The sequence below is a fragment of the Pseudoduganella sp. R-43 genome (genome assembly GCF_049913255.1).
In the GTDB taxonomy this organism is placed as follows: Bacteria; Pseudomonadota; Gammaproteobacteria; order Burkholderiales; family Burkholderiaceae_D; genus Rugamonas.
Genome location: NZ_CP183988.1, coordinates 6,320,545 through 6,342,667 on the forward strand (window position 1 = coordinate 6,320,545; position 22,123 = coordinate 6,342,667).

At 62.9% G+C, this 22,123-nt stretch carries 20 protein-coding genes; 12 read left to right on the plus strand and 8 right to left on the minus strand.

The window, feature by feature from the left end; genetic code table 11:
* Together ACN9M3_RS28950 and ACN9M3_RS28955 are read left to right on the plus strand one after the other, a co-directional pair.
* A complete protein-coding gene (locus ACN9M3_RS28950) occupies window positions 1-606 on the plus strand; it encodes a DUF2946 family protein (RefSeq protein ID WP_426319423.1) in 606 nt (201 codons plus the stop codon).
* A 2-nt stretch (window positions 607-608) separates the two neighbouring features.
* Window positions 609-1,865, plus strand: a complete 1,257-nt coding sequence (locus tag ACN9M3_RS28955; protein WP_426319424.1) for a hypothetical protein — start codon at window positions 609-611, stop codon at window positions 1,863-1,865.
* 4 nt (window positions 1,866-1,869) lie between these two features.
* On the opposite strand, the gene ACN9M3_RS28960 is transcribed toward ACN9M3_RS28955, so the two are convergent.
* Window positions 1,870-3,483 (minus strand): M48 family metalloprotease, encoded by a 1,614-nt coding sequence (locus tag ACN9M3_RS28960; RefSeq protein ID WP_426319425.1) that lies wholly within the window; start codon window positions 3,481-3,483, stop codon window positions 1,870-1,872.
* Here ACN9M3_RS28960 and moaC point away from each other — a divergent pair.
* From moaC to ACN9M3_RS28975, 3 genes are read left to right on the plus strand one after another with little or no spacing between them, the layout of a single operon-like run.
* On the plus strand, window positions 3,463-3,939 hold the full coding sequence (gene moaC / locus ACN9M3_RS28965; RefSeq protein WP_426165385.1) for a cyclic pyranopterin monophosphate synthase MoaC: 477 nt from the start codon (window positions 3,463-3,465) through the stop codon (window positions 3,937-3,939). The genes ACN9M3_RS28960 and moaC overlap by 21 nt on opposite strands.
* On the plus strand, window positions 3,939-5,165 hold the full coding sequence (locus ACN9M3_RS28970; RefSeq protein WP_426319426.1) for an AGE family epimerase/isomerase: 1,227 nt from the start codon (window positions 3,939-3,941) through the stop codon (window positions 5,163-5,165). The genes moaC and ACN9M3_RS28970 overlap by 1 nt, the downstream gene beginning before the upstream one ends.
* Window positions 5,166-5,222: 57 nt before the next feature.
* Window positions 5,223-5,921, plus strand: coding sequence for a flagellar brake protein (locus ACN9M3_RS28975; protein ID WP_426165389.1), 699 nt, complete (start codon window positions 5,223-5,225; stop codon window positions 5,919-5,921).
* A 31-nt stretch (window positions 5,922-5,952) separates the two neighbouring features.
* Here the strand turns inward: ACN9M3_RS28975 and ACN9M3_RS28980 are convergent, their stop codons facing one another.
* The 6 genes from ACN9M3_RS28980 to recA form a co-directional block, all read right to left on the minus strand.
* Window positions 5,953-6,597, minus strand: a complete 645-nt coding sequence (locus ACN9M3_RS28980; RefSeq protein WP_426165391.1) for an FHA domain-containing protein — start codon at window positions 6,595-6,597, stop codon at window positions 5,953-5,955.
* 63 nt (window positions 6,598-6,660) lie between these two features.
* Window positions 6,661-7,542, minus strand: coding sequence for a succinate--CoA ligase subunit alpha (gene sucD, locus ACN9M3_RS28985; protein ID WP_155454657.1), 882 nt, complete (start codon window positions 7,540-7,542; stop codon window positions 6,661-6,663).
* 13 nt (window positions 7,543-7,555) lie between these two features.
* Complete coding sequence (gene sucC / locus ACN9M3_RS28990) at window positions 7,556-8,722, minus strand: ADP-forming succinate--CoA ligase subunit beta (protein ID WP_426165393.1); 1,167 nt, start codon at window positions 8,720-8,722, stop codon at window positions 7,556-7,558.
* A gap of 58 nt (window positions 8,723-8,780) precedes the next feature.
* Complete coding sequence (locus ACN9M3_RS28995) at window positions 8,781-9,347, minus strand: DUF2889 domain-containing protein (protein WP_426165395.1); 567 nt, start codon at window positions 9,345-9,347, stop codon at window positions 8,781-8,783.
* 131 nt (window positions 9,348-9,478) lie between these two features.
* Window positions 9,479-9,937, minus strand: a complete 459-nt coding sequence (gene recX, locus ACN9M3_RS29000) for a recombination regulator RecX (protein ID WP_426319427.1) — start codon at window positions 9,935-9,937, stop codon at window positions 9,479-9,481.
* Between the two features lie 130 nt (window positions 9,938-10,067).
* Complete coding sequence (recA, locus tag ACN9M3_RS29005; protein ID WP_426165399.1) at window positions 10,068-11,141, minus strand: recombinase RecA; 1,074 nt, start codon at window positions 11,139-11,141, stop codon at window positions 10,068-10,070.
* A 133-nt stretch (window positions 11,142-11,274) separates the two neighbouring features.
* On the opposite strand from recA, the gene ACN9M3_RS29010 reads away from it, so the two are divergent.
* The 7 genes from ACN9M3_RS29010 (at window position 11,275) to ACN9M3_RS29040 (ending at window position 21,220) form a co-directional block, all read left to right on the plus strand.
* On the plus strand, window positions 11,275-11,967 hold the full coding sequence (locus tag ACN9M3_RS29010; RefSeq protein ID WP_426165401.1) for a response regulator: 693 nt from the start codon (window positions 11,275-11,277) through the stop codon (window positions 11,965-11,967).
* Window positions 11,964-13,481, plus strand: a complete 1,518-nt coding sequence (locus ACN9M3_RS29015) for a sensor histidine kinase N-terminal domain-containing protein (protein ID WP_426319428.1) — start codon at window positions 11,964-11,966, stop codon at window positions 13,479-13,481. Before ACN9M3_RS29010 ends, ACN9M3_RS29015 begins: the two co-directional genes overlap by 4 nt.
* Entirely contained in the window at window positions 13,474-13,743 is a 270-nt protein-coding gene (locus ACN9M3_RS29020) for a DUF4212 domain-containing protein (protein WP_426319429.1), read from the plus strand. The genes ACN9M3_RS29015 and ACN9M3_RS29020 overlap by 8 nt, the downstream gene beginning before the upstream one ends.
* Window positions 13,740-15,776 carry a sodium:solute symporter family protein gene (locus tag ACN9M3_RS29025; protein ID WP_426319430.1) on the plus strand — a complete coding sequence of 679 codons (2,037 nt, stop codon included), beginning with the start codon at window positions 13,740-13,742 and terminating at the stop codon, window positions 15,774-15,776. The genes ACN9M3_RS29020 and ACN9M3_RS29025 overlap by 4 nt, the downstream gene beginning before the upstream one ends.
* Before the next feature lie 113 nt (window positions 15,777-15,889).
* Window positions 15,890-17,860 carry a S9 family peptidase gene (locus ACN9M3_RS29030; protein ID WP_426319431.1) on the plus strand — a complete coding sequence of 657 codons (1,971 nt, stop codon included), beginning with the start codon at window positions 15,890-15,892 and terminating at the stop codon, window positions 17,858-17,860.
* A 123-nt stretch (window positions 17,861-17,983) separates the two neighbouring features.
* Entirely contained in the window at window positions 17,984-19,963 is a 1,980-nt protein-coding gene (locus ACN9M3_RS29035) for an alpha/beta hydrolase family protein (RefSeq protein ID WP_426319432.1), read from the plus strand.
* A 42-nt stretch (window positions 19,964-20,005) separates the two neighbouring features.
* The gene (locus ACN9M3_RS29040) at window positions 20,006-21,220 is read left to right on the plus strand and encodes a 6-phosphofructokinase (RefSeq protein WP_426165413.1); all 1,215 of its coding nucleotides are present in this window, start codon (window positions 20,006-20,008) and stop codon (window positions 21,218-21,220) included.
* Here the strand turns inward: ACN9M3_RS29040 and ACN9M3_RS29045 are convergent.
* Complete coding sequence (locus tag ACN9M3_RS29045; protein ID WP_426319433.1) at window positions 21,217-22,110, minus strand: LysR family transcriptional regulator; 894 nt, start codon at window positions 22,108-22,110, stop codon at window positions 21,217-21,219. The two genes, ACN9M3_RS29040 and ACN9M3_RS29045, sit on opposite strands and share 4 nt — an antisense overlap.
* Window positions 22,111-22,123: the final 13 nt, after the last annotated feature.

Genomic DNA, 22,123 nt, shown 5'->3' on the forward strand with positions numbered 1-22,123 from the left:
ATGGATGAAATAGTCAAACAGGCGATGGCCAAGTGGCCCAATGTGCCGCACTGCTACGGCTGGCTGGCGCTCGATGCGCGCGGCAACTGGCGCATGCGCGACGAGCGCGCGCAGCATTTCAACGAGGCAGGCGACAAGCTGACCAACCCGGCACTGGTCGGCTTCATCACACGCAATTACCAGTGCGATGAACTGGGTCGCTGGTACTTCCAGAACGGGCCGCAGCGCGTGTACCTGAACCTGGAAGCCACGCCTTTCATCGCGCGCACCGATCCGCTCCGCGGCTTCGTGCTGCATACCGGCGAGCCATTGGGTGAAATTGATGCTGCCTGGCTGACCGAGGCCGGCGAACTGCTGCTGCGCAGCGGCGAGGTGCTGGCCCAGCTCGACGATCGCGATTTCGCGCAAGTGTTGCCGCAACTGGAGTTGAATGGCCGTCCGGTGGGTGACAACGCCCTGCTGGCTTGGCTGGATGCCGCGGCCAGCGATCCTGCCAGCCTGTCGCCACTCACCTTGCGTGTCGGCGAGCGCGCAGTTCCGCTGGCGGCCATCGCGCGCGACAGTGTGCCGGCCGCCTTCCACTTCCAGCGCCTGCCGCAAGCTTGACGATGCCAGGTACGAAACGTTTAAGGGCTTGCGCGACCGCAGTCACCCTGGCATTTTCAAGCGCCCAGGCTTTGGCCGAACCGGTCTCGAACTGGATCGGCGGGTCATATGTCAATGTGCGCGAGGCCGCCAACAGGAATGCGCCCGTACTCGACCATCTGGTGATCAACACGCCGGTGGCCTTGCTCGCGCAGCTGGACGAATTTTGCGAGATCTCCTGGGGCGCGCAGAAAAAGGGATACGTGGCCTGCAAGCTGCTGCGAACGAAACCCACCTCGCTGGCGGAGGTCGTTGGCCAATCAGCTGCCCGTACATTCTGGATCGAGCCTACCTTTGAGCACCTGGTTGGCGCGGCGGCGAATTTTGAGCTGGAAATGCTGCCTGAGAAGCGAAAAGAGCGGGAAGAGCACTTCCTCGCCAGCGGCAGTTGGGAAAATCCACCGGCGCTGTCGCGCTACGCGATACCGGAGCTGGAAGCGATGAAGTCCATGCTCGCACAGGGCGTCATCGCGCCACGCGGACTATGGAGGCCTGCGCCAGCCTGGGAGAATTATCCTGGCCTGGCTGGCCTGGATCCGCTGAACCAATGGCTTTACCGGCAGATCAAGCTGGTAGCGGTAAAGCCTTCCTACTTCAAGTCCCTGAACGATGTTGCCAGTCCAAAGGCGACACCGGAAACGCTTAGCGCCCAGTTCTCCATTCGCTGGAAACTGAAGGTGGACAGCGCGTCGGATTGGGTCGGCGACAGCAACAGTGGCCCAATGCGTAACGGCGTGTGGGATATCGGCAAGGTGACGCAGCGCCTGGAAAAGCCCGTGTACGCTTTGGTGATCAGCGACAAAGGCGACGCCGCCAGCCTGCCAAGCGACGCAGCATTCGAGGACATTGCGAACGGAGACCAGGCGGTTTGCGCAGGAACACACCACATTCTGCCGCTGGATTCCGGGCAGCTTCCCGTCTTGCGCACATTGCTGCCGCTGGACATCAGGAAAGCCCGCATCACCGCCAAGGCGCAACTGCTATCCCCGCCGAAAACCGGGAATGGGGAGCCGATTTACCGCCGGGCGACCGTTACCTACATCGACCTGGATCGCGACGGCGTCAATGACATCGCCGTCTGGGATGCAATCAATACGCAGTTTGGCGCAGGCGATGGCCCCGAGGGCAGCGAATACCACGCGAAATTCATCTTCATCAACGTGGGCGGCGCCTGGCACCTGCTGGAAATCGACCAGGACGACCCGCCGTGCGGGTGCTAAGCGCTCAGTCCTTGTCTTTCTTCTTATCGCCCAGCATTTCCTTGCGCTTGGCTTGCAGCTCGCGTTCGCGGGCGTCGATCACCGACTGGTCGTAGTAGGTCGCGTCGGGCGCCTTGCGGGCCAGCGCCAGCTGGTCCAGCGCCGCCAGCACGCCGCCCAGCAGCACGTACGATTCCGCCAGCGAGATATGCTGCAGGGCGATCTTGCCCTGCTTGGCATAGGCCTGCGCCATGTAGTCGTGCAGTTCCGGCTCGCGGCGATACATCTGCAGCTGGTCGCGCAGGAAGCGCGTGGCCTCGTCGTATTTGCCGCCCTTGATCAGGGCGTCGGCATACTGCCATACCAGGCCGCGCGACAGCGGGTAGCGGCCCTGCGCCTGCTTCGCCTCCTCGATGGCCGCTGCAATCACTTCCGGCTTGTTCTCCTGCGCCAGCTTGATCTCCAGCGACAAATAGGCCAGCGCCGAATCGGTGGTGCCGCGCGGGATCGGCGTGCTGAACGCGCCGGCAACCGGCGGCTTGTCGATGGTGGCGCGCGCCTTGTCGAGCCATTCCTGCGCGGCAGCGAATTCGGAGCGCTTGAGCGATACCATGGCCATGCCGTATTGGCCGGCGGCCACGTTCTGCCGGCCCGGCAGCTGGATCTGGTTCTTGAATACCGCTTCCGTGTCGGACAGGCCCTTGCTGCTTTCGTCCTGCAGCACCCGGGCACGGGCGCGGATCAGGTGGAAGTCCATGCCGTCCACGCGCTGGCTGAATTTCTGCTCGCGGATGCGGGCCTGGATATCGGCGATCCGTTCGGTGGTCAGCGGGTGGGTCAACAGCCAGGGCGGCATCAGGTCGCTATACATGCGCGTGCTGTTTTGCATGCGCTGGAAGAAGGACACCATGCCGCTGGCGTCATAACCTGCCGCATTCATGATCTGGAAGCCGACGCGGTCCGCCTCGCGCTCCGCATCTCGGCCGAAGTTCAGCTGGCGCTGGATCGCCAGGCCCTGCCCGCCCATGAAGACGCCGATTGCCGCATCGGAACTGGACTTGGCGGCCAGCGCAGCCAGCAGCATCGCCGCCAGGGGAATCAGGGCGTCGTTCTTCTGCGCCCCAAGCTGGCGCGCGATATGGCGCTGCGCCACGTGGCCGATTTCGTGCGACAGTACCGAGGCCAGCTCGGATTCGTTTTGCGCCGCCAGCAACAGCGCCGAGTGCACGCCGATATAACCGCCCGGCATGGCGAAGGCGTTCAGGTTTTTGTCGCGGATCGCGAAGAAATAGTACTCGAGGTTGGCGTCGCCGCGCGCTCCCGGGCGTGCATCCACCAGCCTGGTGCCGAAATTATTCAGGTACTCGATGATGGGCGGGTCATCCAGGTAGTCGCGCTCGAAGCGCAGGCTTTGCATGATCTCCTCGCCCAGGCGCTTCTCCATCACCGGCGACATGTCCTCGCGCGACGCATCGCCCAGCGTGGGCAATTCCGCCTGCTGCGCCTGCCCCGCCGGAGCGGCGATCAGCAGGCCGGAAACCAGTGCCGCCAGCAAGGGACGGCGAAAATGTAGTGCATTCACAGTGCTATCATACCCGTTCAACAAGAGAGCTACGCGATGACCGAACACCTTACTCATTTTGACGCTGCCGGCCGGGCCCATATGGTCGATGTCGGCGCCAAGGCCGAAACCCACCGCATTGCCGTCGCCACCGGCAGTATCCGCATGAAGCCGGAAACGCTGGCGCTCATTCTATCGGGAACCGCCAAGAAAGGGGACGTACTCGGTATTGCCCGCATTGCCGCTATCATGGCGTCCAAGCGCACGGCCGACCTGGTCCCCCTGTGCCATCCCCTGGCCCTGACCCGCGTTGCAGTGGACTTTACCACTGATGAACCCAGCAACACCGTCCATTGCCGCGCCCAGGTCGAAACCTACGGCAAGACCGGGGTGGAAATGGAAGCGCTGACTGCGGTGCAGGTCGGCCTGCTCACCGTCTACGACATGTGCAAGGCCGTCGACCGCGGCATGGTGATGACCGATATCCGCGTCACCGAGAAAGCGGGCGGCAAGTCCGGCGACTGGAAAGCCTGATGCTGCGCCGCGCGGCCGTCGCATCATTTCTTGCCCTGCTCGCAGCATGCGAAAGCAATGAAGCCGGGCATGGCAGCCGCGCTGCGATGGCCGAGGTGGCGAACGCTGAGTGGCACCGCAAGGACCTCAACGCCCACCTGTCACGCTGGCTGGCAGTGGCGCCCACGCCTTCCGGCCTGCTGCAAGGGCAGTTCGATCGCAACTGGCAGCCGCCGAGCAAGATCAGCGGCGACCTGACCCTGCACAGCCGGCTGGTGTACACCATGCTGGTCGGCTATGAATCTACCGGCGATGCGCGCTACCTGGAAGTGGCGCGGCGCGGCACCGACTTCCTGCTGTCGTCTTTCCACGACCCGCTGCACGGAGGCTTTTTCCAGGTGCTCGATGCCGGGGGCAAGCCGGCCAGCATGAGCAAGAACACCTACGGCCACGCGTTTGCCCTGCTGGCGCTGGCACACGCTGCGAGGGTGACGGGCGAGCCGAAATACAAGGCGGCGGCGCTGGCCGCGTGGCAGGACATCCGCCGCAACTTGCGTGAACCAGGCGGTGGCTTGCGCGGTTCCGCGCCGCGCGATTTTGCGCCGAAGCAGGAAGGCAGGCACTCGCAGAATCCCCTGATGCATATGTTCGAAGCCCTGCTGGCCCTGATCGATGCGACCGGCGACCAGCAGGTGGTGGCCGATGCGCGCGAGCTGGGCGACTTCGTGCTGAACCAGCTCATGGTTGGCTTGCCCGACGGCGGCGCCTATATCCCCGAGTGGTATGACGAACAGTGGAAACCGCTCACCGACGGCGACGGCTTTACCGACCTTGGCCACCAGTTCGAATGGAGCCACCTGCTGCGCAGCGCCGAGGCGCGCGGCCTGCCGCCTATCTATTCGGGCGTGGCAGACCGCCTGCTGAAGTTCGCCGTGGCGAAAGGCTATGACGAACAGGATGGCGGCGTCTTCAACCGCATGTCGCCCAGCGGGCAGGTGGACCGCAGCAAGTACTGGTGGCAGCAGGCGGAAGGCATGAAGGCTTTCCTGGCCGTGGCGCAGCGGCCGGACATGGCGCGGCGCTACCATGAAACGCTGGAACTGGTGGACAAGGAAATCCTCGACCGCGAAAACGGCGGCTGGCGCTTCGGCGCGAAGGAGACTTGCAGCGGCGGTTGCAACAAGATGCAGCCCGACCCGTATCACCTGGTCGGCCTGGACTGGACTGTCCTATCGACAAAGCAATAGTTGATGCGCGGCCCTATTGTACAATGGGCAATTGCTCATAAATAGACAATAACGAAGATGGCGGGCGAAAACAAATTGCAGGAATATGCGTTTGAACAGATGAACCTGCAGGTTGGCGGGCGCATCCAGTTGATCACCCATCGCACGCTGCGGCCCATGCAGCATTTCTCGACCGTCATTGGCTGGGTGCGTGACGAGTACATGATCGTCAAGATCCCGATGGAGAACAACGGGCCGATCGCCGTTACCGAGGGCGACAAGCTGACGGTGCGGGTGTTCTCGGGTGTGAATGTCTGCTCCTTCTCGACTGTCGTGCAGCGCGTCTTCCTGCGGCCGCTGATGTATGCGCACGTGGCCTTCCCCAGCGAAATCCAGGGCACCAGCCTGCGCGCGGCAATGCGGGTGAAGGTCGAAATCCCGGCCAAGATGTCGCGCGATGACGGCCACCATGCTTCCGTCTTCCTGGTGAACCTGAGCGTGTCCGGCGCGCTGATCGAATCGGCCCAGCCCTTGAGCCGCGAGGGCGAGACGGTGCAGCTGGACTTTACCCTGCTGGCGCCGCCGGACGACCGGCAAGTGCGCATCAATACCCCGGCGCTGGTGCGCAACGCCACGGTCGCGCAGTCGCAGAAGGGAGACGGGAAGGATGTGTTCAGCTATGGCGTGCAATTCATCGGACTCGATCCGGCACACTTCACCCTGCTGCAAAACCTGACTTACGAGGCCATGCTGGCCGACCGTCAAAAAATCGTCTGACCGGTCCAGGGGACCACTTCAACTTTGAACGTCAGCTGAGGCGGAATGCCATCAGGATGCCGCTGAGGTCGAGGATCTCGCCACCCTTCAATGGGTGCGGCTGGCGCGGCATCGGGTCGCCGTTCAGCAGGGGCGATTTGTCGCCTTCCACGTGGGCGACGGAATAGCCTTCCAGGGCGCGAGTGATGACCACCACTTGCACGCCTGGCCGGCCCAGGCTGGTGACGGCCTTGGTCAGGCTCAGGGTCTTGCCGGCGTTGCTGCCGTTCAGGACTTCGATATGGGCGAGCGGCAGTTCGGCGAACTGGGTGTTCGGCGCGGCGGCCGGGGCCGATGGCGGAACCGGCATGGCCGGGATGGTCGCTGCTGCGGCGGCCAGGGGGCGGATGCCGTCGCTGACGAATTCGAGGTGGTACTTGGCCATCTTGATCACATCCTTGTTCTGCAGGAAGTGCTTGCCGATGCGGTGGCCGTTCACAAATGTACCATTTGTGCTTTGCAGGTCTTCCAGGAAGGAATCGTCCAGGATGGTGGTGACGAGGGCATGCTCACCACTGACTGCGGGGTGATTCAGGACAATGTCGTTATGCTTATGGCGGCCGACGGTCATGCGCTCCTTGGTGAGCTGCACTGTCTGCTCGATAACACCTTCTCGCATCACGAGTAGTTTTGCCAAATCGATATCCTCCGGGTAAACAAAAACGGGGAGCCGAAGCTCCCCGTTATCATACAGCTACTATTACAGCATTGCCTTCAACAGACGAGCCATTTCGGAAGGATTCTTGGTAACCTTGATGCCGCAGGCTTCCATGATTTCCAGTTTGGCTTGTGCAGTGTCGGCGCCGCCGGAGATCAGCGCGCCGGCGTGGCCCATGCGCTTGCCTGGAGGAGCGGTCACACCGGCGATGAAGCCAACCACTGGCTTCTTCATGTTGTCCTTGATCCAACGGGCTGCGTTGGCTTCGTCCGGACCGCCGATTTCGCCGATCATGATCACAGCGTCGGTGTCAGGATCGTCGTTGAACATGCGCATCACGTCGATGTGCTTCAGGCCGTTGATCGGGTCGCCGCCGATACCCACGGCGGAAGACTGGCCCAGGCCCAGTGCGGTCAGCTGGCCGACTGCTTCATAGGTCAGGGTGCCGGAGCGCGAAACCACGCCGATACGGCCTTTCTTGTGGATGTGGCCAGGCATGATGCCGATCTTGATTTCGTCAGGGGTGATCAGGCCTGGGCAGTTAGGGCCCAACAGCAGGGTCTTGGAACCTGCTTTAGCCATGCGGTCTTTCACTTCCATCATGTCGCGGACTGGGATGCCTTCGGTAATGCAGATGGCCAGGTCCAGTTCAGCTTCTACGGCTTCCCAGATGGCAGCGGCTGCGCCTGCTGGTGGAACGTAGATCACGGAAACGGTTGCGCCGGTTTCCGAAGCTGCTTCCTTGACGGATGCGTAGATTGGGATGCCTTCGAAATCTTCGCCGGCTTTCTTAGGGTTCACGCCAGCAACGAAAGCTTCTCGGCCGTTCGCGTAGTCGCGGCACATGCGGGTGTGGAACTGGCCGGTCTTGCCGGTGATGCCCTGGGTGATGACTTTGGTGTCTTTATTGATCAGGATAGACATAGTGATTCCTTAATTATTTACCGGCAGCGGCAGCAACAACGCTCTTGGCTGCATCTTCCATGGTGTCAGCGGAGATGATTGGCAGGCCGGAGTCGGCCAGCATCTTCTTGCCCAGGTCTTCGTTGGTGCCCTTCATGCGGACGACCAGCGGTACTTGCAGGGACACGGCTTTGGATGCGGTGATCACGCCTTCGGCGATCACGTCGCAGCGCATGATGCCGCCGAAGATGTTCACCAGGATGGCTTTCAGGCCTGGGTTCTTCAGCATGATCTTGAACGCTTCGGTGACTTTCTCGGCCGTTGCGCCGCCGCCCACGTCCAGGAAGTTGGCTGGCTCGCCGCCGAACAGCTTGATGGTGTCCATGGTTGCCATGGCCAGGCCGGCGCCGTTCACCAGGCAGCCGATGTTGCCGTCCAGGGAGATGTAGGCCAGGTCGAATTTCGAAGCTTCGACTTCGGCTGGATCTTCTTCGTCCAGGTCGCGGTAAGCAACGATTTCCGGGTGGCGGAACAGGGCGTTGGAGTCGAAGTTGAACTTGGCGTCCAGGGCGATGACCTTGCCGGAACCGGTCAGGATCAGCGGGTTGATTTCAGCCAGGGAAGCATCGGTTTCCCAGTAGGCTTTGTACAGGCCTTGCAGGTTGGTCACCGCGTCGGCGATCGAGCCTTCCGGCACGCCGATCTTGGCGGCGATGCCGGCGGCTTCAGCGTCGGTCAGGCCAACGGCTGGATCGATCGCGATCGAGTGGATTTTTTCCGGGTGCGATTCAGCGACTTCTTCGATGTCCATGCCGCCTTCGGAGGAAGCCATCAGGACTACGCGCTGGGTGACGCGGTCGGTCACCAGGGAAACGTACAGTTCCTTCTTGATGTCGGCGCCTTCTTCGATCAGCAGGCGGCGGACTTTCTGGCCTTCAGGGCCGGTCTGGTGGGTCACCAGCTGCATGCCCATGATCTGGTCGGCGTACTCTTTCACCTGTTCCATGGTCTTGGCAACTTTCACGCCGCCGCCTTTACCACGGCCACCTGCATGGATCTGTGCCTTCACGACCCACACTGGGCCGCCCAGGGTTTCAGCAGCTTTCACTGCCTCTTCCACGGACATGCACGGAATACCGCGCGGTACGGTCACTCCGAACTTTCGGAGGATTTCTTTGCCTTGATACTCATGGATTTTCATGCTGGCTTTCCCTTCTTTCGAATACCTGTTTGTTGGTTAGATGTATTTTGTACAGCACCTAGGCTGCTTCCGTCTTGTTGACGTACCAGCGTGGGTAGAACTCGGCAACTGCCCCGCCATCGGTCTTGAGGGCGTGGCACTTGTCAAGTTGGAACGGTTTTTCTGTCGCAGTGCTGGAGCGCTCGTTCACTGGCCAGACATCGTTGGCAAAGGCTTGCACGGCTGCCGTCGGCAGCACCAGGGCCAATTCTGTCAGGTGGGTACAGCCTTGTACGCCGGCCAGCCTTTCCTTGACTGCATGGCGAAAACCCTTCATCAGGTTCAGGCCGATCAAGGCTTTGTAGGCGGGGCCGATCGTGTTGCAATGGCCAGGATAGGGAACAGCGTCCGAACTTGCTTCGGCATCGACGATGGTCAGCTGCTTATCGACGGTCACGCGCAGCCACAGGTCGTGCAGGGCTTCGTTGCCCTTGCGCGGGCCCGATGCCAGCATGGTGTCGAAGGATTTGATGTCCGTGATATGGGCGTCAAGATCCCACAGGCCATCCTCGCGTGAATACGCCTGGATGTCTATGGCGCGCGTGTGCCGCAGCGCTCGTCGGGAGACAGGATTTGACAAGGACATAAGACCGATGCCACTCAAAAGTGGCCAAAATTATAAGCAGCTAATCAGTACGCCGCAGCTTCTACGGACAACCACCGCACCCGCGGTGCTGCATAAAACTCTCGAAGTGTAGCATACCTTCCGAGGCCAATTTAAAAGTCCTCGTCGGGCATGGTGCCCTTCATGGCGGTGCGGATGGCCTTTTGTGAGAAGCCGCGCGACATGAGGAAGCGCAATTGCTTCTGTCGGCCTTCGGGATCTTCGGCCACTTCGCCGAATTTGCGGCGCCAGACTTCGCAGCAGCGCTCGACTTCGTCTTCTTTCAGGCTTTCCTTGACTTCGGCCAGCATCTCGCCGCCGATGCCGTGGTGCTGCAGTTCGGCCACGATGCGGCTGTTGCCATAGCGGGCGGCGCGGCGGTGCACCAGGTTTTCGGAGAAGCGCTCTTCAGAGAGCCATTTGTTTTGCTCGAGGAAGTTGAGCAGGGCTTCGATGTCGTCGCCCTCTTCCGCGTGGCGTTGCAGCTTGCGGGCGAGTTCGAGGCGGCTGTGCTCGCGCTGGCTGAGCAGGCGCAGGGCACGGGCTTTTAGGGTGGGTTTGGGGAGGGGCATCTGTTAAACCGGTAAACCGATGTCTGACCCGCAGGGTCAGACACCTTCTGATCTACGGCCTGTGGCTCCGGCATACCAGTGTCTGACCCTGCGGGTCAGACGGGACGGCCATCCGGCTGCCTTACCGGTTTTAGTCGACCGCGCGCAGCTTCGGCGCTTCTTCGCCATCATCGGAAACGGCCGGCAGCTCACGCACGCCCAGTGCCGCACGCACCTTGTTCTCGATTTCACGCGCCAGTGCCGGACGCTCCTTGAGGAAGGAACGGGCATTGTCCTTGCCCTGGCCGATACGCTCGCCGCCGTAGCTGTACCAGGAACCCGACTTCTCGACGATCTTGGCTTCCACGCCCAGGTCGATGATCTCGCCTTCGCGCGAAGTGCCTTCGCCATACAGGATGTCGAAGTGGGCTTCCTTGAACGGCGGCGCAATCTTGTTCTTGACCACCTTGACCTTGGTCTCGTTACCGATCACCTCGTCGCCCGACTTGATCGAGCCGGTACGGCGGATGTCGAGGCGCACGGAGGCGTAAAACTTCAGGGCATTGCCGCCGGTGGTGGTTTCCGGCGAGCCGAACATCACGCCGATCTTCATGCGGATCTGGTTAATGAAGATTACCAGGGTGTTGGTGCGGTTGATGGTGCCGGTCAGCTTGCGCAGCGCCTGGGACATCAGTCGCGCCTGCAGGCCCGGCAGGGAATCGCCCATATCGCCTTCGATTTCGGCTTTCGGGGTCAGCGCGGCAACCGAGTCGACCACGATCAGGTCCACGGAACCGGAGCGCACCAGCGCGTCGCAGATTTCCAGGGCCTGTTCGCCGGTATCCGGCTGGGAGATCAGCAGCTCGTGCAGGTTGACGCCCAGTTTTTGGGCATACACCACGTCCAGCGCGTGTTCCGCGTCGATGAAGGCGCAGGTGCCGCCCATTTTCTGCATTTCAGCGATGGCTTGCAGGGTCAGGGTGGTTTTACCGGAAGATTCAGGACCGTAGATTTCCACCACACGGCCGCGTGGCAGGCCGCCTACGCCCAGCGCGATATCCAGGCCCAGGGAGCCGGTGGAGACAGTCTGCACTTCCTCGATCGGGGCGGATGCGTCCATGCGCATCACGGAGCCTTTGCCAAACTGCTTTTCAATCTGGGCCAGTGCGGCCGCCAGGGCCTTGGCTTTTTCCGATGCAGGTACTGCGCCTTTTTTGTCGTCCATGATGTTCTTTCGCGGGCTAAATGAATTGAGTCACTACGTTGTACAGGTGGTACTGTATAAAATTACAGTGCTTTTGACAAGCCCCTTTTTGCAAACTTTGCGAAAAGTCAAACGGCTGGAGTACAGTGTCCTTATGCGTATCCTATTAGCCGAAGATGACAGCGTCCTCGCGGACGGCCTGACGCGCTCCCTGCGCCAGTCCGGCTATGCGATCGACTGCGTAAAAAACGGGCAGGAGGCGGACACCGCCCTGTCCACCCAGGAATTCGACCTGCTGATCCTGGACCTGGGCCTGCCCAAGATGTCCGGGCTGGAAGTGCTGCGCCGCCTGCGCACGCGCGGCTCGCTGCTGCCGGTGCTGATCCTGACCGCCGCCGACTCGGTCGAGCAGAGGGTCAACGGCCTCGACCTGGGCGCCGACGATTACATGGCCAAGCCGTTCGCGCTGTCCGAGCTGGAGGCGCGGGTGCGGGCGCTGACCCGGCGCGGCCAGGGCGGCGGCTCCACCGTCGTCAAGCACGGCCCCCTCACCTACGACCAGGTCGGGCGCAGCGCCTATATCAACGAGCAGATGCTGGACCTGTCGGCGCGCGAACTGGGCTTGCTGGAAATCCTGCTGGCGCGCACCGGGCGCCTGGTGTCGAAAGAGCAGCTGGTGGACCACCTGTGCGAATGGGGCGAAGAGGTCAGCAACAACGCCATCGAGGTCTATGTGCACCGCCTGCGCAAGAAGATTGAAGTGGGCGGCATCCGCATCGCCACCGTGCGCGGCCTCGGCTACTGCCTGGAGAAATTCAACCCGCCGCAACCGCCGGCCGCACCGTGAACGGCGAGCAGCAGGCCGCCGACTGGGCCCACGCCCCGGCCGCCGAAGAGAACGAGATCCAGCACTCGCTGTTCGGCGAGATCCTCGACTGGATGCTCGCTCCCCTGCTGCTGCTGTGGCCAATGAGCATCGCCATCACCTACCTGGTGGCGAAGTCGATCGCCAACCAGCCCTTCGACCATGCGCTGGAAGACACCGTCACCGTGCTCACGCAGCAGGTGCGCGAAGTGGGCGGCGTGATTCCCCGCCTGCCCGGCCCGGCGCGCGACATCCTGCGTGCCGACGACGTGGACAATATCTATTACCAGGTCAGCAGCCCGACCGGCGCCCACGTCGACGGCGACCGCGACCTGCCGCCGCCGCCGAAGCAGGATCCCGAGCTGCAGGACATCCGCGCCGGCGCGGTCCTGTTCCGCAACTCCACCCTGCACGGCACGCCGATCCGCATCGCCTGGACCTGGGTCAACCTGGAAGAAGACAAGGCGCAGCCGCAGCGCCTGGCCCTGGTGCAGGTCGGCGAAACGCTGGAAAAGCGCGCCAAGCTGGCCAATGAAATCATCAAGGGCGTGATCCTGCCGCAGTTCATCATCCTGCCAATCGTGCTGGCCCTGGTGTGGTTTGCACTGTCGCGCGGGCTGCTGCCGCTGCGTGAACTGCAGGAGCGCATCCGCGCCCGCCCGTCGGACGACCTGAGCCCGATCCCGCCGCGCCAGGTGCCGGAAGAAATCACGCCGCTGGTCAAGTCGCTCAATGAAATGCTGGAGCGCCTCAAACTGTCGATCGATTCGCAAAAGCGTTTCATCGCCGATGCTGCGCACCAGATGAAAACCCCGCTGGCCGGCATGCGCACCCAATCGGAACTGGCGCTGCGCCAGACCGACCAGGCCGAGGTGCACCGTTCGCTGGAACAGCTGGCCAAATCGTCGCAGGCGGCCACCCGCCTGGTCAACCAGCTGCTGGCACTGGCGCGCGCCGAGAACCAGCCGCAGGCCGGCACCGCCATGGAGCCGCTGGAGCTGGGCGGAATGGCGCGCAGCACGGTGCACGACTGGGTCCAGGCGTCCTTCAACTACGGCATCGACCTTGGCTACGAACCGCCGCCCGAGGACGTGCCGATTTCCGGCAACGCGATGATGCTGCGCGAGATGCTGTCCAACCTGATCGACAATGCCTTGCGCTACACGCCGCGCGGCAGCGCCGTCACGGTGCGCGTGCGCCGCACAGGCAAGCATGCCCTGCTTGAAGTGGAAGACAACGGCCCCGGCATCCCGGCAGCGGAGCGCGGCCATGTGTTCGAGCGCTTCTACCGCATCCTGGGCAGCAACACCGAGGGCTCCGGGCTGGGCCTGCCGATCGTGCGCGAAGTGGCGCAGCAGCACGAAGCGGAAGTCGACCTGTTCGCCAACCCGCGCACCACCGACCCGAAATACCCAGGCTGCCTGTTCCGCGTGACGTTCCCGCTGCGCGTGCCGGACACGCCGCCCGAAGAAGAAGAGGTACCGCATTTTGGATAAGCTCGAGCGCCACTGGCGCCGCGTACGCCGCATGACCGGCTGGCTGCTGGCCACCTGGCTCCTCACCACGTTCTGCATCATTTTCTTCGCGCGCGAATTGAGCGGGCTGTCGATCTTCGGCTGGCCGCTGTCGTTCTACCTGGCGGCGCAAGGCGCTTCGCTGATCTACCTTGGCATCATCGGCTTCTACGCCTGGCGCATGCGCGCGCTGGAGCGGCGCTACAGAAGCGAGCAGTTGCGCGAAAGCGGGGGCCAGGCATGAGGACGCCCTTCTTCCGCAAGCTGCAGCGCTACTACACGATCTTTACCGGCTGCTTCGCCATGTTCCTGCTCGCGCTGGCGATGCTGGAAAAGGAAGGCATGCCGCGCCTGTGGATCGGCTACCTGTTCATGTTCGCCACCATCATCCTGTACGCAGCGATCGGGGTGATCAGCCGCACTTCCAACGTGGCGGAGTATTACGTGGCGGGAAGGCGCGTGCCCTCGCTGTTCAACGGCATGGCCACGGCGGCCGACTGGATTTCGGCCGCGTCCTTCATTTCGCTGGCGGGCGGCCTGTACCTGCACGGCTTCGACGGCCTGGCCTACATCATGGGCTGGACCGGCGGCTACTGCCTGGTGGCGCTGCTGATCGGGCCTTACCTGCGCAAGTTCGGCCAGTACACGATTCCCGACTTTTTCGCGGCGCGCTACGGCGGCGGCTACAACGGCCGCGCCGTGCGGCTGATGGCTGTCGGCGCCACCATCATCGTTTCCTTCACCTACGTGGTGGCGCAGATCTACGCGGTGGGACTGATCGCTTCGCGCTTTACCGGCGTCGATTTCTCGGTCGGCATCTTCCTCGGCCTGGCGTCGATTCTGGTGTGCTCCTTCCTGGGCGGCATGCGGGCCATTACCTGGACCCAGGTGGCGCAGTACATTATTATCCTCGTGGCCTTCCTGATGCCGGCCATGTGGCTGGCGGTCAAGCACGGCGGCAATCCGGTGCCGCAGGTCGCCTACGGCAAGCTGCTGCCCAAGCTCAGCGCACGCGAGACGCAGCTGGCGCGCGACGAGAAAGAGGCCGAGGTGCGCGAAGTGTTCCTGCAGCGCGCCGAAGATTTCGGCGTGCGGCTGCACGGCTTGCCGGCCTCCTGGGATTCGGGCCGGCTCGAAGCGCAGCACAATCTGGACATGGTCAAGCAGCGCAATGGCTCGCTGCTGGAAATCCGCGCTGCAGAACGGGCACTGGCCAACTATCCGAAAACCGTGGAAGACGCGGCCGTCGTGTGGACCGCGCAGCGCAACTACAACCTGGCGCGCGGACGCGAACTGGTGAAGCACGCCGAGCCCTTCCCCGGCGCCGACCGCGAGCAGTCGGACCAGAAGCGCAACAACTTCCTGGCGCTGGTGTTCTGCCTGATGGTGGGCACGGCGGCCCTGCCGCATATCCTGATGCGCTCCTACACCACGCCTTCGGTGCAGGCGACGCGGGTGTCGGTGTTCTGGACCCTGTTCTTCATCCTGCTGGTGTACCTGACCATCCCGGCGTTGGCGGTGCTGGTCAAGTACGACATCTACAGCTCGCTGGTGGGCAGCGACTTCGCCCACCTGCCGACCTGGGTCTCCTACTGGGCCAATGTGGACAAGACCAGCCCGCTGCTGTCGATCAGCGACATCAACCTGGACGGCATTGTGCAGCTGGCGGAAATCCAGATCGACAGCGACGTGCTGGTGCTGGCCACGCCCGAGATTGCCGGCTTGCCGTATGTGGTGTCGGGACTGGTGGCGGCAGGCGGGCTGGCGGCAGCGCTGTCGACCGCCGACGGCCTGCTGCTGGCGATCTCGAACGCGCTCTCGCATGACGTGTACTACAAGATCGTCGACCCGCAGGCATCGACCCAGAAGCGGGTGACGATTTCCAAGCTGCTGTTGCTGGCTGTGGCCTTCATTGCCGCCTATGCCGCCTCGACCAAGCCGGGCGACATCCTGTCGCTGGTGGGCGCCGCCTTCTCGCTGGCAGCATCGACGCTGTTCCCGGCCCTGGTGGCCGGCGTGTTCTGGCAGCGCGCCAACCATCAGGGCGCAATGGCCGCGATGGTGGCAGGCTTCTTCACCTGCCTGTACTACATGCTGCATGCCAACCCGGTACTGGGCGGCAGCCTCAGCGGGCAGTGGTTCGGCATTGCCGCCAATTCGGCCGGCGTATTCGGCGTGCCGGCCGGGCTGGCAGCGCTGGTGGCAGTCAGCCTGCTGACGCCGCCGCCGGATGCGCGCACCTTGTCGCTTGTGCGCCACATTCGCACGCCAGAATAAACGAATGTTACATTTGGCTAGCATTTAAGATTGCCAATAGAGTAACATTCGTTTCCTGCGAATATCCCATCCCCGCTGGAAGCCTTCTCCGACAACTCCTGCATTCTTCAACAATGATCAAGTATTTCCTGGCCGGACTGGCTACCGTGGCCGGCTTGGCCCAGGCTGCGCCGCCAGCCCTGCATTTCTTCGAAGCGGCGCGCTACAAGGAAGCCCGGCTCTCGCCGAGCGGCCGCTACCTGGCGCTGCGCGTCGGCAGCAACGAGACCCGCGATTCGCTGGCGGTGATCGATACCGACACTTTGCAAGTGGTGAGCACCAAACGGCTGGCCGAATACGACGTTGGCCACATCCGCTGGGTCAACGATGAGCGCCTGGTCTACACCGTCACGGACAAAGATGCGGCGCCGGGGGACCGTCGCGTTGCCCCGGGACTCTATGCCATGAGCCGCGACGGCAAGGAAACGCGCCAGCTGGCTGAACACCACGGCGGCAATCAAAGCACAGGTTCGCATATCAAGTTGCGGCTGGAGCCATGGAATACTTACCTGATGGATGAGGATGGCGCCCAGGATTCCAACATCATCTACGTCGAGCGCCCGATCTGGACGGCAAAGGCCGGCTACGACATCGAGCGTACCGAACTGGTCAAGCTCGACACCGCGAGCGGCCAATCCAGCGTGCTGTCCCATCCAGGCATATCGCAGGGCTGGATGCTGGACCACAAGGGCGTGCCGACGATCATGGTGTCTTCGAAAGAAGGCAATGAGACCATCCATTACCGCGACGCTGGCGGCGAATGGCGCGACGTCGCGACCCAGGCTACCTACGGCAGCAGCTCACAAGGCCTGTCGCCGATCGGTTTCTATGACGACAAGCGCCTGCTGGTCAGGACCCGCAAGAACGGCGACAAGGCCGCGCTGTACCTGATGGACCTGGGCACGGGCAAGATCGATGCCGAGCCATTGGTGGCGATGGCGGACTTCGACTTCAACGGCCGCATGGTGTATTCCAAGCAGCGCCTGGTCGGCATCCATTACCTGGCCGACGCCCGCTCCAGCGCCTGGTTCGACCCGGCGCTGCAAACGGCGCAGAAAGAAGTGGACCGCCAATTGGCCGGCCTGGTCAACATCATCACTCCGCCGACGCACCCGGACAGCGCCTGGACGCTGGTAGCCAGCTACTCGGATCGCCAGCCGCGCTTCTATTCCCTGTACAACAGCAACACCCGTGAAGTCAAAGGCCTGGGTGGCACGCACCCGGACATCAAGGCCGCCGAAATGGGCGCCCAGGACATCGTCAAGTACCGCGCCCGCGACGGGCTGGAGATCCCGGCCTGGCTGACATTGCCGGCCAAGGGCGGCAAGAAGCTGCCGATGGTGGTGCTGGTCCATGGCGGGCCTTATGTGCGCGGCAGTGAATGGGGCTGGGATGCCGATGGGCAGTTCCTTGCCTCGCGCGGTTACGCCGTGCTCGAGCCGGAATTCCGCGGTTCCACCGGCTACGGCCTGAAGTTGTTCAATGCAGGCCGGAAGCAATGGGGCTTGAAAATGCAGGACGATATTGCCGACAGCGTCAAGTGGGCGGTGGACAAAGGCATCGCCGATCCTGAGCGCGTGTGCATCATGGGCGGCAGCTATGGCGGTTACGCCACGCTGATGGGCCTGGTCAACGATCCAGGCGTTTATCGCTGCGGCATCGCGTACGCGGCCGTCACCGACATCCCCCTGCTGTACGACAGCGGCATGGCCGTCCTGTCCGACCTGCCGCCCGATTACAAGACCTACGGCGTGCCGGTGCTGGTGGGCGACCTGGAAAAAGACGCCGCGCAGTTCACTGCGACTTCGCCGCTGAAGCAGGCGGCACGCATCAAGCGCCCGCTGCTGCTGGCGCACGGCACGGATGATCGCCGCGTCCCCTTCCCGCATTACAGCAAACTGCGCAACGCGCTGCAAGACGCCAAGGCCGATGCCGAATTCGTTGAATACATCGGCGAAGGCCACGGCTGGAGCACGTTGAAGACCCGTCTCGACTTTTGGGGCCGGGTCGAGAAATTCCTCGACAAGCATATCGGCCAGAAATGATAGGGCAAGCCGTGGCGGACCCGGTTCGCCCGCCACGGATCAAGGGGAAAGTTACATTTGGCTAGTTTTCAAAGCTTGCCATTCCAGTAACATACGTTTCCCACAACAGTATTGGCAGCAAGCATGATGATCAAGCATTTTCTTCTGTCCCTGGCTACCGTCGGCGGCCTGGCGCACGCGGCCCCGCCGCTGCAGCAATTCTTCGAACCGGCCCATTTCAAGGACGCCGCCATCTCGCCAAGCGGCCGCTATGTAGCACTTCGTATCGGCGATAACACGCTGCGCGACGGCATGGTGGTCATCGACAGCGAAACCCAAGCCGTTGTCGGCGGCACGCGCCTTGCCGGTTACGATATCGCCGCCATCCGCTGGGTCAACGACAACCGCCTGGTGTACAACGTGGACGATTCCAAGCTGACCGCTGGCGAAACAGAATTTGCCCCTGGCCTATGGGCCGTCAACCGTGACGGCACGGACAAACGCCAACTGGCCGAACACAGGATCGCGTACGTCATCGGCAGTCTGATCACGCGCCATGTCGAACCGTGGAATACTTTTCTGATGAGTGAACGGGGCGCGCAGGATTCGGAGTTCATCTATGCCCGCCGCCCCGAATGGAAAGAACGCTCCCATGTCATTGAGCGCACCGACCTGATCAGGTTGAACACTTCGACCGGGCAAGCGACTACTGTCAGCCGCCCGGCGGCTGCGAAGTACTGGATGCTGGATCACAAGGGCGAGCCCAGCATCATGGTGTCGCTCAAGGACGGCAAGCAAACCTTCCACTACCGTGACCCTGCCAGCCGCGAATGGCGCGTCCTGGCCACCTTCACAGCTTACGGCGAGGAAGACGGCATCGAGCCGGTCGGCTTCGTCAATGACGAGCAGATGCTGGTCAAGGCCCGCCTGAAAGGAGACAAGGCGGCTCTGCACACCCTGGACCTGTCCTCCGGCAAGGTCGACCCGGAACCTCTGGTTTCGCTGAGCGACTACGACTTCAGCGGCAGCATGGTGTATTCGAACAAGCATCTGCTTGGCATCCACTACCTTGGCGAGGCGCGCAGCAGCATATGGTTCGATGCCGGTATGAAGGCGGCCCAGGCGGAAGTGGACAAGAGGTTGCCGGACCTGGTCAATATCATCACCCCGCCGGCAACTCCGGAAGTGCCTTGGCTGCTGGTAAGGAGCTATTCCGATCGCCAGCCACACACCTATCTGCTGTTCAACAGTAAGACCGGCCAGTTGAAAGTCATCGGTGCCAGCCACCCCGACATCAATCCGGCTGAAATGGGACGCCAGGAACTGGTCAAGGTCAAGGCGCGCGACGGCATGCAGATCCCGGTCTGGCTGACCAAGCCAGCCAAGGGCGGCAGCAAGCTGCCGATGGTGGTGATGGTGCATGGCGGCCCTTATGTGCGAGGCACCGAATGGGGCTGGGATTCCGACGCCCAGTTCCTGGCTTCACGCGGCTATGCCGTGCTGGAACCGGAATACAGGGGCTCGACAGGTTACGGCGTCAAACTGTTCTCCGCAGGCTTCAAGCAATGGGGCCTGAAAATGCAGGATGATATTGCCGACAGCGTTAAGTGGGCCGTTGAAAAAGGCATTGCCGACCCCGATCGCGTCTGCATCATGGGCGGCAGCTATGGCGGCTATGCCACCTTGATGGGACTGGTCAACGATCCGGAACTGTACCGCTGCGGGATTTCCTACCTGGCTGTCACCGACATTCCGCTGCTGTATGACGGCGGTATGGCCCTGCTGTCCGATCTGCCGGACGACTACAAGAAGCACGGCGTGCCGGTGCTGGTGGGTGACCTGGAAAAGGACGCCGCGCAGCTTGTTGCCACATCGCCGCTGAAGCAGGCGGCCCGCATCAAGCGACCTCTGCTGATGGCACACGGCAGCGACGACCGCCGCGTGCCCTTCGTGCATTTCAAAAAGATGCGCAGCGCATTGGAAGACGCCAAGGCCGATGCCGAATTCGTTGAATACGTGGGTGAGCAACACGGCTGGCATACGCTGAAGACCCGCCTCGACTTCTGGGGCCGGGTCGAGAAATTCCTCGACAAGCATATCGGCGCGGGGGCAAAAACGGAGTAAGCTGGCGGCTCGTCCGTCACTCACTTCGAAGGAGGCAGCGCGATGTCGTCTGGCAAAATCCTGGTCGCACAAGGGGGCGGTCCGACCGCCGTGATCAACCAGTCGCTGGTCGGCGTCGTGCTCGAAGCGCGCCGCTTCCGCAACGTGACGCGCATCTACGGTGCGCTGCACGGCGTGCGCGGCATCGTCAACGAGGACTTCGTCGACCTGACGCAGGAGACCAGCCATAACCTGGAACTGGTCGCCGCCACCCCTTCCTCCGCCCTCGGTTCCACACGCGACAAGCCGGACCTGAAGTACTGCGAAGAGATCTTCAAGGTGCTGAAGGCGCACGAGATCGAACACTTCTTCTACATCGGCGGCAACGATTCCTCGGATACCGTGCGCATCGTGGCCGAGCAGGCGCAGGCTGCCGGCTATCCGCTGCGCGCCATCCACATCCCCAAGACCATCGACAACGACCTGGTGGGCAATGACCACACGCCGGGTTTCCCCTCCGCTGCGCGCTTTGTGGCACAGGCCTTTGCCGGCGCCAACCTGGATAACGCTTCGCTGCCGGGCGTGTACGTGGGCGTGGTCATGGGCCGCCATGCCGGCTTCCTGACGGCAGCTTCCGCACTGGGCAAGAAATTCCCGGACGATGGGCCGCACCTGATCTACCTGCCGGAGCGCGTATTCTCGATCGAGCAGTTCCTGGCCGACGTCAAGGACACTTACGCGCGCTACGGGCGCTGCGTGGTGGCGGTGTCGGAGGGCATCCACGATGCATCCGGCGCGCCGATCGCCACCTTGCTGGCGAAGGAAGTGGAGCGCGATGCGCATGGCAACGTGCAGCTGTCCGGCACCGGCGCGCTGGCCGACCTGCTGTGCGACGAGATCAAGGACAAGCTGGGCATCAAGCGCGTGCGCGGCGATACTTTCGGCTACCTGCAGCGCTCCTTCATCGGTTGCGTGTCCGACGTGGACCAGCGCGAGGCGCGCGAAGTGGGCGAGAAGGCCGTGCAGTTCGCCATGTGGGGCGACCGCAACGGCTCGGTGGCGATCAAGCGCACCGGCTTCTATTCGGTCGACTATGAGCTGATGCCGCTGGAAGCGGTGGCAGGCAAGACGCGCACCATGGAAGACGAATTCATTGACGAGAAAGGCACCGGCGTGACCGATGCCTTCCGCATGTACCTGCGCCCCCTGCTCGGCTCCGGCATGCCGGACGCTTACCGCCTGCGCCCGGCGCCGGTGCCGAAGATCCTCAAGCGTTAGAGCATCGCCGGCAATTCCGCCGCCAGGAAGTCGGACAGGGCGCGCACCTTGGTCTGCAGGTGGCGGTTGCCGGGATAAACGATGTAGGCCACGCGCGGTTGCAAATGCCAGGCCGGCAGGACGCGTTCCAGCGCGCCGTGGGCCAGCATCGGCCGGGCAATGAAGGATGGCAGCGAACCGATGCCCTGCCCGGCCGCCAGCATCTGTCCCAGCATCAGGCTGTTGTCCAGCCACATGCGCACCGGCGGCTCGATTTCGACCGTCCCTCCCTCGCCATCCAGCCGCCACAGGCCGGGCGCTTCCGCCAGGCGGAAGGCCAGGGCGCGGTGGGCAAGCAGGTCGTGCGGCTCCTGCGGCGCGCCGTGTTCTCGCAGGTAGCTGGGGGAGGCGCATAGCCATTGCTCCACCTTGCCGGCCGAACGTACCACCAGCGAGGAATCGGGCAGCGTGGTGCGCACGCGCAGCGACAGGTCGAAGCCTTCCGCCACTACGTCGAGCAAGCGGTCCGCCATGGTCAGCTCGACGTCGATCTCGGGATACTGGTCCATGAAACGCGCCAGCAGCGGCGGCAGCACCACCAGGCTGAGCGACATCGGTGCGTTGATACGCACGCGCCCTTTCATGGCGGCCTGCTCGCCGCTGGTGCTGCGTTCAAGCTCCTCCAGTTCGTCGAGCAGGCGGCAGCATTCCTGGAAATAGGCGCGGCCGGTGTCGGTCAGGCTCATGGTGCGCGTGGTGCGCAATAGCAGTGCTGCGTGCAGGCCCTGCTCCAGCCAGCGCACCTGCTTGCCGATGCCGGCCGGCGACAGCCCCAGTTCCTCGGCCGCCTTGCTGAAGCTGCCGCGCTCGACCACGCGGCGAAAGGCGTGCATGGCCGCCAGCTTGTCCATTCGATCCTCCTGG

Coding starts and splice junctions, on each gene's coding strand:
- ACN9M3_RS28950 (WP_426319423.1), top strand. CDS start 1: ATGGATGAAATAGTCAAACAGGCGATGGCCAAGTGGCCCAATGTGCCG.
- ACN9M3_RS28955 (WP_426319424.1), top strand. CDS start 609: ATGCCAGGTACGAAACGTTTAAGGGCTTGCGCGACCGCAGTCACCCTG.
- moaC (WP_426165385.1), top strand. CDS start 3,463: ATGACCGAACACCTTACTCATTTTGACGCTGCCGGCCGGGCCCATATG.
- ACN9M3_RS28960 (WP_426319425.1), bottom strand. CDS start 3,483: ATGAGTAAGGTGTTCGGTCATCGCGTAGCTCTCTTGTTGAACGGGTAT.
- ACN9M3_RS28970 (WP_426319426.1), top strand. CDS start 3,939: ATGCTGCGCCGCGCGGCCGTCGCATCATTTCTTGCCCTGCTCGCAGCA.
- ACN9M3_RS28975 (WP_426165389.1), top strand. CDS start 5,223: ATGGCGGGCGAAAACAAATTGCAGGAATATGCGTTTGAACAGATGAAC.
- sucD (WP_155454657.1), bottom strand. CDS start 7,542: ATGTCTATCCTGATCAATAAAGACACCAAAGTCATCACCCAGGGCATC.
- sucC (WP_426165393.1), bottom strand. CDS start 8,722: ATGAAAATCCATGAGTATCAAGGCAAAGAAATCCTCCGAAAGTTCGGA.
- ACN9M3_RS28995 (WP_426165395.1), bottom strand. CDS start 9,347: ATGTCCTTGTCAAATCCTGTCTCCCGACGAGCGCTGCGGCACACGCGC.
- recX (WP_426319427.1), bottom strand. CDS start 9,937: ATGCCCCTCCCCAAACCCACCCTAAAAGCCCGTGCCCTGCGCCTGCTC.
- recA (WP_426165399.1), bottom strand. CDS start 11,141: ATGGACGACAAAAAAGGCGCAGTACCTGCATCGGAAAAAGCCAAGGCC.
- ACN9M3_RS29010 (WP_426165401.1), top strand. CDS start 11,275: ATGCGTATCCTATTAGCCGAAGATGACAGCGTCCTCGCGGACGGCCTG.
- ACN9M3_RS29025 (WP_426319430.1), top strand. CDS start 13,740: ATGAGGACGCCCTTCTTCCGCAAGCTGCAGCGCTACTACACGATCTTT.
- ACN9M3_RS29030 (WP_426319431.1), top strand. CDS start 15,890: ATGATCAAGTATTTCCTGGCCGGACTGGCTACCGTGGCCGGCTTGGCC.
- ACN9M3_RS29035 (WP_426319432.1), top strand. CDS start 17,984: ATGATGATCAAGCATTTTCTTCTGTCCCTGGCTACCGTCGGCGGCCTG.
- ACN9M3_RS29040 (WP_426165413.1), top strand. CDS start 20,006: ATGTCGTCTGGCAAAATCCTGGTCGCACAAGGGGGCGGTCCGACCGCC.
- ACN9M3_RS29045 (WP_426319433.1), bottom strand. CDS start 22,110: ATGGACAAGCTGGCGGCCATGCACGCCTTTCGCCGCGTGGTCGAGCGC.